Source organism: Accumulibacter sp. (genome assembly GCF_016789985.1).
Lineage (GTDB): Bacteria > Pseudomonadota > Gammaproteobacteria > Burkholderiales > Rhodocyclaceae > Accumulibacter.
The window spans coordinates 1-11075 of the sequence record NZ_JAEUOL010000076.1 but is presented as its reverse complement, the minus strand read 5'-3'; the positions used below and the strand labels follow the sequence as shown (position 1 = coordinate 11075).

Below are 11075 nucleotides of genomic sequence, written 5' to 3'. Positions count from 1 at the left end.
CCGGTGCGCATGTACATGCGCGAAATGGGATCGGTCGAACTGCTCACCCGCGAAGGCGAGATCGAGATAGCCAAGCGTATCGAGGATGGCCTGAAACACATGATTCAGGCGATCTCCGCCTGCCCGACCACCATTGCCGAGATCCTCAACTGCGCCGACAAGATCGCCCGTGACGAGATGCGGATAGATGAGTTGATCGACGGGCTGATCGACCCCGACGTGGACGGTTCGCTGGAAGAACTGGCGGAAGTCGTGGTGGAGGATGAAGACGAAGAGGACGAGGAGAGCGCGGAGACGATCGAAGGTGCGGCGGCAGCGGCCTCGCTGCTCAAACTGAAAACCAACGGACTCGATCGCCTTGAGCTGATCAGGGAACATTACGGCAAGGCCCTTGCCATCCTGCCCAGACGCGGTTCGCAGGACAAGGTCTATCTCAAGCTGCAGCAACAGATCTCCGAAGAGATGATGGGTATCCGCTTTACCTCGAAAACGATCGAGCGGCTGTGCGACTCGGTACGCGCAATGGTTGAGGAAGCGCGCGCCTGTGAGCGCAAGATCCAGCGGATTTGCGTCGACACGGTGCGCATGCCGCGAGCGCATTTCATCAAGGTGTTTCCAGGCAACGAACTGAATATCGACTGGGCGGATGCGGAAATCGCTGCGGCCGGCAAAACCTACGCGGCGATCCTCACGCGCAATGCACCGAATATCAAGGAAGAGCAGAGAAAGCTGCTCGCTCTGCAGGACCGAATCGGGATTCCCTTGCGCGAGCTGAAAGATATCAACAAGCAGATGTCCACCGGCGAGGCCAAGGCACGGCGTGCCAAGCGGGAAATGACCGAAGCCAACCTGCGGCTGGTGATTTCGATTGCCAAGAAATACACCAACCGGGGCCTGCAGTTTCTTGATCTGATCCAGGAAGGCAACATCGGTCTGATGAAAGCCGTTGACAAATTCGAGTACCGGCGTGGTTACAAGTTTTCGACCTATGCTACCTGGTGGATCCGGCAGGCGATCACGCGCTCGATTGCCGACCAGGCACGAACGATCCGCATTCCGGTGCACATGATCGAAACGATCAACAAGATGAATCGTATCTCCCGGCAGATCCTGCAGGAAACCGGTCTCGAAGCCGATCCGGCGACTCTGGCCAAGAAAATGGAGATGCCCGAGGAGAAAATCCGCAAGATCCTCAAGATCAGCAAGGAGCCGATCTCGATGGAAACACCGATTGGCGATGACGACGACTCGCACCTCGGAGACTTCATCGAAGATCAGGCCACCCTTGCGCCGACCGAGGCGGCTCTTTACTCAAGCCTGCGCTTCATCACCAAAGACGTCTTGGACACCCTGACGCCACGTGAAGCGAAGGTTCTGCGGATGCGCTTCGGCATCGAAATGAACACCGACCACACGCTCGAGGAAGTCGGCAAGCAGTTCGATGTGACGCGCGAGCGGATTCGTCAGATCGAGGCCAAGGCGCTTCGCAAGCTCCGCCACCCGTCACGCTCCGACAAGTTGCGCAGCTTCCTGGACAATGGCAACAGCTAGCCGGGAGTGGCCCGGCTCGGCTCTTTCGGTTGCTGAAGTCCTCTCGACAGGACAAAGCATGTTTGCGAGCGAGGCCAGTCACCCGCCGCCACCTCGGCAATTCTAGCGGCGGCGGCGCAGCGGGACGCCGGCGAGGGCCAAGCCGAGCAGTGAAATGGTTCCCGGCTCGGGCACTTCAGCCTTGAGCGCAATCCCGTCGTTGATGCATTCTTCGAAGAAATGCGCCGTGAATTGCCCGGCAGGCAGTCCGGACAGATCGAAAGAGAAGCCAATCACCGGAGCGGAGCCCACGGCGCCGGCGCCAAAGTGGGCAAAGTCGAGGCCCAGTGCGCTCAGTGCAGTCTGGTCCAGCAGCGTGATGTCCGACATTTTGCTGTTGATGCCGGTGGTGCCGGAGATGTTTGGATACATGTCGCCATTGCCGAGGTAATTGATCACGTCAGTAGTCGTGTTCAAGTCGCCCATGCTGCCGACGGCCCGACCAAAACCCGAATTGTAGTAGTCCTGCAGCGTGTTATAACCACTGTTCTGGGGCGAAGCCAGGTCTACCACGGTCAGGTTCTTGAACAACCCTAGAGTGGTGTTCGGTGTGCCGGCGGTATTGCCGAACGAGTCGTTGGCGCTGGCGAAGCGAATTCCGAACACCTTGGGATCAGAGAACCCGGCCTGCGTGTTGAGGTTGTGCGACGAGAAATTGAGATAGAGGTCGCCAGGCGCGACGCTGCCATTCAGCGCACCATAAGGCACACCCGTCAATGGCATGTCGCCGCTGATGGCGAAGTAGCCTGTCTGGCCGATCTGGCGGAAGGCGAGCGCACGCTCCTCGAAACCGGCGCCTCCGGAACCGTCGGAGAACGAGTCAATGGCGTAGTTCCAGTTGTTGTACAGGCTGCCCGCAGTTGCGCTCGAAGCGCTGATTGCCAGAGCAACGAGTCCGCCCAACAAGGCCGGAGCGAAGCGCTTTCCAGGGCTGGCGGACGCAGGCAAGCTTGCCGAAGCTTTGGTCTTGCGAAACCGGAATTTCATGTTATCATCCTTTTGCCAAGTAAGTTGCATGGTTGGTTGCCAAGTCGGGTCGACTGGGGTGCACCGAACAATCGGTGCCAATGACCGTGAATCATTGTTTGCATCCTGAACACCCGATCTGTATCCGTTCATGAAGCCGGGCCGGGCGGCAAAAGGCTCCATGTAGCGGTGAAGGCGAATCCAAATACCTGACTCGACTTCGGAGCGAAGTGTCTCTCGGCGGGCTGGTAAGACGTTATGAACTACGTCACGGGGTCCGCAATCTTTCGGCACACTGGTGGGTTTCGCAGTGCTTGGAAGATTGCGGATCCTGTGTCGTTTTACCGGCGAGCAACTCCAGTCTTATGACGAATACGCCAGCGAGGCGCTCCTGGTACACCTACAGTTCACCCAATCTTGTTCTTTCCGGGACGACGCTTGTTGGTAAAGCGCATCATTGACCTGTCGTTGACCGGCCTGACAGTGGTCCTGCTGCTGCTTCCCGCAGGTTTGATCGCTCTGCTGATCAAGCTGACCTCTCCGGGCCCGGTGCTCTATTGGTCCGATCGTGTTGGCAGACACAACCACGTTTTCAAGATGCCCAAGTTTCGCAGCATGCGCGTGGGTACCCCCGCTGTAGCGACGCACTTGCTGTCCGATCCGCACACGTATCTGACGCCGATCGGCTCGTTCTTGCGCCGGTCGAGTCTTGATGAACTGCCCCAGCTATGGAGCATCCTGGTGGGCGACATGAGCTTGGTGGGACCTCGTCCTGCCCTGTACAACCAGGAGGATCTGATTCGCCTGCGCACCGAACGTGGGGTGCAAGAACTCCTGCCCGGTCTGACCGGTTGGGCACAGGTGAATGGACGCGACGAGCTGCCAGTCGCCGACAAGGTTGAATTTGATGCCGAGTACCGTGTAAACCAGTCCGTCTGGCTGGACATCCGGATACTATGGCTGACCGTGCTCAAGGTGCTTCGTCGTGAAGGTGTAAGCCACTGAGCTAACCCTGTTGCCAGAGCCAGCCGTCCAGCGTCCACCATGCCATGCCCCTTGCTTCACCACTGATGACGGGACTGCTTGCGTGTCGCGCTTTGAGTCCGGCCCGCAGGCAGGCAAGAGTGATCGACCTGCTCGTGCAGGACAACCATCGATTCACCAGTCGTAGACTCGAGCGGAAGCGAAGCGATGTCTGACAACCATCAGGAACCTCGCGCCAAGTCGCGAAGGGCTGGCTACAGTCGCCTGGCGCAGACCGCGGTGCAGCAGACCACTCTGCGTGTCAGGGAGATGCACAGTGCGATCGCCAGCATGCCTTTCAGTATCCTGCGACGAGTTCCGTTGCTGGCGGGGCCGGCGCGACTGGTGCAGGCAGCCCACGACGCCATCTCGGCGGCAGTCTACTCGGTGATCAAACACAGCAGTGGCGGTCTGTTCGCGGCCACCGATTTGATCGAGCACCGTTACAGCGCCGCCTCCCCGTACAAACCTCCCGGGCGCTTCGCCAGCGGGCTGCGCAGTGCACTCAACGGAGCTTTCGGTGACCATCTTGCCGCCGGTAACAGCCGGCTGGCGATTGACATGGCGTTGCATGCTGATGGCGCCGTGCTGACGCTGGACGACGGCGCCTTGAGTGCAGCCTTCCCCGACGCCAGTGACCGCCTGTGCATTTTTGTTCACGGACTGGGTTGCGATCCATACTGCTGGCAGCCTGCTGCGGACGCTACTGCTAGCGGGAGCCATTTCGGCCTTGGTCTAAGCAGTGATCTCGGGTACACCCCCCTCTACCTGAGCTACAACACTGGTCTTCCGATCGAAGAGAACTGCGCGCAACTCGCAATTCTCGTCGAGAAACTCCTCGCGGCCTGGCCGCAACCGCTTAACAGATTGGTGGTGGTCGGTCACAGCATGGGCGGCCTGATTGCCCTGGGAGCGTGCGACAAGGCGACGGCAGAACAGATGGAATGGGTTCGGGTACCCTCGATGATCATCTGCCTGGGATCACCCCTGCGCGGCTCGCCTGTCGAGCGACTCGGGCATCTGACGAATTCGGTCCTGAATCTCTCCAGGGTGACCCTGCCCTTGGGAAAGATCGCTGCAGCGCGTAGTCAGGGTGTCAAGGATCTGCGCTTCGGTCCAGGGGCACGGTGTGCGGGCTCCGGTTCGCACACCATCGCCTTTCGCTTTCTCGGCGCCAGTCTGGCTGAAAATGTTGACCACCCGGTCGGCGAATTTCTCGGTGATGGTCTGGTTCCGCTCAGCAGTGCGATCGCGCATGAAATAGAAGGCGATGTGGAGACTGCAAGAGTGGGAAGGCTTGGTCACATGGCCATTGTCAACGACGCGCGGGTTTATCGACAGATCAGGGATTGGGTGGCTGCCCAGGACCGTGACGAAAGGCCTGCCGAACACTGAGCCACGGTCTCGTCAGCATGTCTGCAGCGTCACCGGCGGAGCCCTGCAGAGGCGTTGCGCGTTGTTCCCGTGGGCTTGCAGGATCGACGCCTAGCCGCCCATGGCGCGCAATTCAGGCACTTCCCAGACCCGGACACCAGTCGGCGGATCCTCGACGGCGCGCACGATCGCTCTTACCATCTGTTCGATGCCGATCAACCCAAAGCGCCGAGCGGCCGGCCGGGTGTAGGCTAGTCGCTCGGCCAGATAGTAGGCCGGAAGCAATGCCAGCGGCCAGTAGTGGCCAGGTCCAACGACGTACCAGGGGCGAAAGAGGCTTGCTGCGATACCGCTGCGGCGAATCAGATCTTCAGCCTCGGCGCGCGCGGCCACATAGGCACCCATTACCGGGGCCGGTTGTGCAACACTCAGATAAAGCAGGTGTTGTACGTCTGCCTTCTGGGCTGCCGCGAGTGCTGCGCGCGCCGAAGCCAGATCGATCGTGCGAAAGGCCACCGCCTTGGCCGGACTGGGATGAGCCACGCCGACCAGGTGCACCAGTGCGTCCGCGCCCTCGACCTGGTGCGTGTAGCTGTCTGCCACCAGGGCATCGCCGACCACGACGCGGCAGCCAGCCACGACTCGCTGCTCCGATGCGGGCCGTACCAGTGCCACAACCCGGTGTCCACGTGTCATCAAGGCCGGAATCAGGCGGCTGCCAATGTAACCGGTGCCGCCAGTCACGAAGATCTGCATGGCTGATCGATCGCTACCTGACGGTGACGATCTCGCCCTTCATCGGGGCCAGGATGGCCATCAGCTCGCTCCGCTCCTTGTCGGGAACCTTAAACTTGTCGAGCGTGCGCGACAGATCCTGGAGCAGGGCGGTAAGGTTTGCGTCGCTGATCTTGAGGTGAGCGTGTGCCGATTTCATGTCGCGGCCTGTGTAGCGGCATGGTCCACCGCTACCTGCGCAGATCTGCTCGACGAGCAACCTCTTCAGGCGGGGGATGTTGGTGTTTGCGAATTGTCCATTGATCCGCTTGTCGGCGGTGACATGGTCCACGAAGTCGTCCACCACCGCCGTGATTGCCGGCTGTCCGCCAAGACGATCATAAAGCGACGTAGACTCGGGCGCCGGGCTGTGCGCGCAGGCGGTGAACACCAACGACACGGCCATGGCAGAGAATATTTTTGAGACGGTCATCATCGTTCTCTCCCGTAAGTCTCCCGAAGGTATCACGGCACGATGCTGCATACACTCCTGATACGACGAGAGTCGCTTCCTGGATGCAGGCGCCCGGGCACCGGGCGGTTGGGCCGCGTAATCTGCCGATGGTCGTATCGGCAGTACCTACCCTCAGTGCTCAGTGCGACAGACTGTCGAAGAGCGCCGCGAACTCATTGCTCAACTTGTGCCGCGGGTCGAGGTAAATCATCGGCTTTGCCTGATGGTGCGATTCACGAATCTTGATCGACGCCGACAGGAAGGCGTCGAGGATGGGCAGCCCCTCGGCGCGCAGTTCATCGACCAGACGCAGCGGCAGGTTGGCCCGCGCCTGATACTGGTTGACCACGATGCCCTCGATGCATAATCCGTGGTTATGGTCACTCCGGATCTCGCGCACGCTGTCAATCAAGGAATACAGTGCGCGCCGCGAGAAATCGTCGCAATCGAACGGGATGAGACAGGTGTCGGCGGCGATCAATGCTGAGCGGGTAAAGAAGTTGAGCGCGGGAGGAGTGTCGATGAAGACTTCGTCATAGCCTTGAAGCTTTTCCAGTGCCTCGCGCAGTTTATACATCTTGTAACGCGATTCGAGTTTGAACTGTACCTCCTCCAGGCGAGGATCGGATGGCAGCAGGGAGAGATTGGCGAATGGTGTCGGGACGATGTAGACATCGAGCTTTTCGGGAAACAATTTGTAGCCAAGGATATCGTCGAAGAAATTGGCGAGGGTCTTCGTCTGTTCGTCCAGAGCCTTGCCGAGCACGTAGCGCGACGCATTGGCCTGTGGATCGAGGTCGATCAACAGGGTCCGCCGGCCCCGTTCGGCCGCAATGGCCGCCAGATTGCAGGCGATGGTGGACTTGCCCACTCCCCCCTTCTGATTGAAGACGACACGCCGCATGACATTTTCCCCAAATCTGGTAAGGATTTCATGCAAGTGTAGCCAACTCCGGTCACCGCGTCGAGTTGCCGGCGCTTCATCCCGGAGCGTCGGCCAGGCGCGGCTCTCTATATACTTCCAGCCCGCCTGTTCAACTGGCCAACCGACCAGTCGGCATGGACTGTACGGACCAGCCGGATTGCCTGGTCGCTACCCGACCGGGCGGATCTCAGCAGGCATCCGAGAGTACCTGACTCAGCCAGCCTTCAATGTCCTGCAATTCCTCCTGGCAGACCGAGTGCTCGGTGGCGTAGCCATGCCATTGCACGGGGCGGTCCTGTGCCTTCAGCAGCTTGGCCGAGCGCTTTCCATAATCGTAGGGAATCACCGGGTCCGCGCGCCCATGTGCCATGAAGATTGGCACGTCACGATTGGCCGTGGCTGCCTCGGTGGCCAGGGTGTCAGCCAGTGGCAGGTAACACGATAGTGCCAGAATCCCGGCGAGCCGCCGCGGATGGCGCAAACCGGTGTGCAGGGCGATCACACCGCCCTGCGAGAAGCCAGCCAGTACAATGCGCGAATCGGGGATGCCCCGTGCATTCTCTCGAGCCAGCAGTGTTTCGATCTGTCGGGCCGATTCACGTACCCCCTCGGTCTCCTCACGCCCGGGAGCAAAATCAGCCGAGACGATGTCGTACCAGGCGCGCATTACGTAGCCGCCATTGATGGTTACCGCGCGCATCGGCGCATGCGGGAAAACGAAACGCAGCGCCGGCAACTGGTCGAAATCGAATTCGTCTACTATCGGCTCGAAATCGTACCCGTCTGCACCGAGTCCATGGAGCCAGATGATCGCGCATTGAGGCGACTCGCCGGTTTGCCGTTCGACAGTGGGCAGCAGGATGGATCCGTTGTCGGCGGCTGTCTGGTTGGCACTCATGAAAAGTGATCCTGTTCGTTGTCGACGGTCGCCATTTTACCAGCTCGCAGCAGACATCCTCGACGGTCTGACCGGATGCCCGGTGGGTCGCATCAGACCTTTCGGATCTGCGCCATGATTGCCCGGGTAATGGCTGCCGTACCGTCCTGACCGCCGAACTCGACCGGGCAAACGGTCGTCAACGCCCGTTCGACCGCATGCTCCAGAATGCGCGCGCCGTGTGCCAGGCGCGGCTCGGCGTGGCGATCCGCGAGCCAGTCCAGCATCAGTGCCGCCGAGAGGATCTGCGCCACCGGATTGGCGATACCCCGGCCTGCGATGTCGGGTGCGCTGCCGTGCGCGGGTTGGAACACCGCATGCTTGTCGCCGATGTCGGCCGATGGGACCAGTCCCAGGCTACCGACGAGTCCGGCTGCCAGATCGGAAAGAATGCCGCCGAAAGCGTTCTCGGTGACCATCACGTCGAAGTCCCATGGCGACCTGACGAGGTTCATGGCAGTGGCGTCAACATAGGCATAGTCCGCCTGGACCGTCGGGTGGAAGGAGGCCACTTCACCGAAAACCTTGCGGAAAAAGGCCATCGAAGACAGAACATTTGCCTTGTCGACGCAGGTGACCTTGCCAGGGCGCCGTCGGCTCTTGGCGCGTCGCTCGGCCACGCGGAAAGCAAACTCCGACACCCGGCGGCTGCCGTCGCGCGAGATCATCATCGTTTCCCAGGCAACCCGGTCTTCCTCCACGGTGCCGCGCCCGCGCGAGTAGAGGAGGCCCTCGGTTTGCTCGCGCACCAGCACCAGATCGATGCGAGCCGCTCGCTTGTCGATCAAGACGCGCGGCAGGCCCGGATAGCTGCGGATCGGACGCAAACCAGCGTAGAGATCCAATTCGACGCGCAGATCGAACTGGGTGCATATCTCGGTACCATCGGGGTAACGGACATCGGGCAGGCCGATCGCGCCAAAAAGCACGGCATCAGCCTGCCTGCATTCGGCCATGCTTTCCTCCGAGAACGCGGTACCGGTTTGCTGATAGTGCGCAGCGCCGCCATCCAGGTGCCGAAAGTCGAAGGCGATGCCGCCCAGGCGGTCGTGCAGCACGTCGAGAACCTGCAGACAGGATTCGACGATTTCAGGACCGACGCCATCCCCGGCAAGAACGGCGATGCGGAAGCGTGGATCTCGTTTCATTGTTGTTCTTCCTCTGGCTGCAAAACAGCTACCCGTTCACTGTTAAAGAAAACTTGCCCGACGGTCAAGTGCTTTGTCCGCAGCCTGATTTTTCGTTGCCCGCCGGGGCATCTGCAGATGAGTTCCGAACCGGTGTCGGTGTGCGCCGCGCCGATCGTCCATTTCTTTGCCGTTCCCCCCTGTGCATGCTACGGTTGCTGTTCCGCTGATTAACCGGAGGGCGAAAAAATGGCATTCAATCCAGCATCCAGGGTGCAGGACTATCTCGTGTTCGGCGAGTTTGGCGATGTCAATCCATCTATTACCGACTCTTCCACCTACACGTTTTTGAGTCCGGAGCGCATGGAAGAACTCTTCGAGCACGAGATCGAGGGCTGCTTCCTCTACTCGCGTCACTTCAACCCGACCAACAAGTATCTGGCCAGCGCTCTGGAAAGAATGGAAGACGGCGAGGCGGCGCAGGTCATGGCCTCTGGAATGGGCGCCATCAGTACGACGCTGATGACGCTCTGTGGTGCCGGCGACGAGATCGTCTGCGGACGCAGCATCTACGGTGGCACTTATGCACTGCTGAAGAACCTGTTGCCACGTTTCGGGGTGACCACCCGCTTCGTTGACCTGTGTAATCATGACGCCGTACGTGCCGCGATCACACCTCGAACCCGCGTCCTCTACTGCGAGTCGCTCAGCAACCCGCTGCTCGAAGTAAGCGACCTGCCCGCCCTGGCCGCCATCGCGCACGACGGCGGCACTCGTCTGGTGGTGGATAACACCTTCACGCCGATGATCCTGTCGCCCCTCCGCCATGGCGCGGATGTGGTCGTACATAGCCTGACCAAGTTCGTCAATGGCACCAGCGACTGTGTCGCTGGTTGTGTTGTTTCGTCGCGCGAATTCATCGCCCAACTCAACGACATCAATGCCGGACCAAGCATGCTGCTCGGTCCGGTTCTCGACAGCACGCGGGCAGCGAGCATCCTCAAGAACCTGCACAGCCTGCACATTCGCCTGCGCCAGCATGGCGCGAACGCGCTGTACCTAGCCAGCGGCCTTCAGGCACTGGGTTACACGGTGCACTATCCGGGTCTGCCCAGCCACCCGCAGCATGGCCTTCTCGCACGGCTGATCAACCCGGGTTACGGCTGGGGCGGAATGATGACCCTCGATACCGGCAATCACAACGCAGCCAATCGCCTGATGACCCTGATGCAGCGCGAGAAGGTGGGCTACCTGGCAGTCAGCCTGGGCTATTTCAAGACCCTTTTCACCACTCCTGGCCACAGCACTTCCTCCGAGATTCCGCCCGAGGAGCGCGAGGCCGCAGGTCTGCGCGAAGGGTTGATCCGTTTCTCGATCGGTCTGGACGAGGATGTCGTGCAGACCATGGAGCGAATCGAGCGTTGTCTTGTCGAGGCTGAAGTCAGACCGAACGCCGGCCGCGCAGGGAACTGAAAGGAGGGAGTGGCAGCAGCGCTGCTTCGGGCCAAGGCAAGCTGCTCGTCGGTAGAGGCAGACTGTCTTCGCGACGGTGCCGACAGGCGGAACAGCATTCACTGCCGTCTGGAGACGAGTCCTGCTCAGTCGGACACCGCTATCAAGATCAGGTCGGAAGACTGTAGAATAGCGCCCTCGGGCCTGTAGCTCAGTTGGTTAGAGCAGAGGACTCAGCGAAGACAGCCGGCATATCGATTGATGTCCGATTGTCCTCATGGGTTGCCAGTTGCCAGCCTTGCTCTGGTGACAGGTAGAACTGGTCAAATTCGGTGGACGCTAAATCCCGCGGGACAAGCCAATACCGAGCCAAGCCCCGAGCAACATGGGGAAGGTGTAGAGACTAGACGGCCAGCCTGTAACGGGAAGGTATAGTCCAGGCCACGAACTCGC

11 protein-coding genes are annotated in these 11075 nt (G+C 60.3%); 5 read left to right on the top strand and 6 right to left on the bottom strand.

The window, feature by feature from the left end:
• Positions 1–1551: RNA polymerase sigma factor RpoD (rpoD, locus tag JNK99_RS04530; RefSeq protein WP_291849242.1), on the top strand; the 1551-nt coding region annotated here is incomplete at its 5' end.
• 102 nt (positions 1552–1653) lie between these two features.
• On the opposite strand, the gene JNK99_RS04525 is transcribed toward rpoD, so the two are convergent.
• Positions 1654–2739: a PEP-CTERM sorting domain-containing protein gene (locus JNK99_RS04525; protein WP_291849239.1), complete on the bottom strand. Its 1086-nt coding sequence runs from the start codon at positions 2737–2739 to the stop codon at positions 1654–1656.
• A gap of 258 nt (positions 2740–2997) precedes the next feature.
• Between JNK99_RS04525 and JNK99_RS04520 the strand changes: the two genes are divergently transcribed.
• Together JNK99_RS04520 and JNK99_RS04515 are read left to right on the top strand one after the other, a co-directional pair.
• On the top strand, positions 2998–3561 hold the full coding sequence (locus tag JNK99_RS04520; protein WP_291849236.1) for a sugar transferase: 564 nt from the start codon (positions 2998–3000) through the stop codon (positions 3559–3561).
• A gap of 186 nt (positions 3562–3747) precedes the next feature.
• Entirely contained in the window at positions 3748–4974 is a 1227-nt protein-coding gene (locus JNK99_RS04515) for an alpha/beta fold hydrolase (RefSeq protein WP_291849234.1), read from the top strand.
• A 90-nt stretch (positions 4975–5064) separates the two neighbouring features.
• Here the strand turns inward: JNK99_RS04515 and JNK99_RS04510 are convergent, their stop codons facing one another.
• The 5 genes from JNK99_RS04510 to JNK99_RS04490 all read right to left on the bottom strand — a co-directional run bounded on the left by JNK99_RS04510 (position 5065) and on the right by JNK99_RS04490 (position 9191).
• A complete protein-coding gene (locus tag JNK99_RS04510) occupies positions 5065–5709 on the bottom strand; it encodes an NAD(P)H-binding protein (RefSeq protein WP_291849231.1) in 645 nt (214 codons plus the stop codon).
• A gap of 13 nt (positions 5710–5722) precedes the next feature.
• Positions 5723–6163: a group 1 truncated hemoglobin gene (locus JNK99_RS04505; RefSeq protein ID WP_291849229.1), complete on the bottom strand. Its 441-nt coding sequence runs from the start codon at positions 6161–6163 to the stop codon at positions 5723–5725.
• Positions 6164–6320: 157 nt separating this feature from the next.
• Entirely contained in the window at positions 6321–7085 is a 765-nt protein-coding gene (locus JNK99_RS04500; RefSeq protein ID WP_291849226.1) for a ParA family protein, read from the bottom strand.
• A gap of 208 nt (positions 7086–7293) precedes the next feature.
• The gene (locus JNK99_RS04495) at positions 7294–8004 is read right to left on the bottom strand and encodes an alpha/beta hydrolase-fold protein (RefSeq protein ID WP_291849224.1); all 711 of its coding nucleotides are present in this window, start codon (positions 8002–8004) and stop codon (positions 7294–7296) included.
• A 92-nt stretch (positions 8005–8096) separates the two neighbouring features.
• The gene (locus JNK99_RS04490; protein ID WP_291849222.1) at positions 8097–9191 is read right to left on the bottom strand and encodes an isocitrate/isopropylmalate dehydrogenase family protein; all 1095 of its coding nucleotides are present in this window, start codon (positions 9189–9191) and stop codon (positions 8097–8099) included.
• Here JNK99_RS04490 and JNK99_RS04485 point away from each other — a divergent pair.
• Positions 9191–9400: a hypothetical protein gene (locus JNK99_RS04485; RefSeq protein WP_291849220.1), complete on the top strand. Its 210-nt coding sequence runs from the start codon at positions 9191–9193 to the stop codon at positions 9398–9400. The genes JNK99_RS04490 and JNK99_RS04485 overlap by 1 nt on opposite strands.
• 19 nt (positions 9401–9419) lie before the next feature.
• Complete coding sequence (locus JNK99_RS04480; RefSeq protein WP_291849218.1) at positions 9420–10643, top strand: PLP-dependent transferase; 1224 nt, start codon at positions 9420–9422, stop codon at positions 10641–10643.
• Positions 10644–11075 lie beyond the last annotated feature (432 nt).

Excerpts from the sequence above, each read along its gene's own strand:
- JNK99_RS04490 (WP_291849222.1), bottom strand. The coding sequence starts at position 9,191 with ATGAAACGAGATCCACGCTTCCGCATCGCCGTTCTTGCCGGGGATGGC.
- JNK99_RS04525 (WP_291849239.1), bottom strand. The coding sequence starts at position 2,739 with ATGGAGCCTTTTGCCGCCCGGCCCGGCTTCATGAACGGATACAGATCG.
- JNK99_RS04505 (WP_291849229.1), bottom strand. The coding sequence starts at position 6,163 with ATGATGACCGTCTCAAAAATATTCTCTGCCATGGCCGTGTCGTTGGTG.
- JNK99_RS04500 (WP_291849226.1), bottom strand. The coding sequence starts at position 7,085 with ATGCGGCGTGTCGTCTTCAATCAGAAGGGGGGAGTGGGCAAGTCCACC.
- JNK99_RS04510 (WP_291849231.1), bottom strand. The coding sequence starts at position 5,709 with ATGCAGATCTTCGTGACTGGCGGCACCGGTTACATTGGCAGCCGCCTG.
- JNK99_RS04495 (WP_291849224.1), bottom strand. The coding sequence starts at position 8,004 with ATGAGTGCCAACCAGACAGCCGCCGACAACGGATCCATCCTGCTGCCC.
- JNK99_RS04515 (WP_291849234.1), top strand. The coding sequence starts at position 3,748 with ATGTCTGACAACCATCAGGAACCTCGCGCCAAGTCGCGAAGGGCTGGC.
- JNK99_RS04480 (WP_291849218.1), top strand. The coding sequence starts at position 9,420 with ATGGCATTCAATCCAGCATCCAGGGTGCAGGACTATCTCGTGTTCGGC.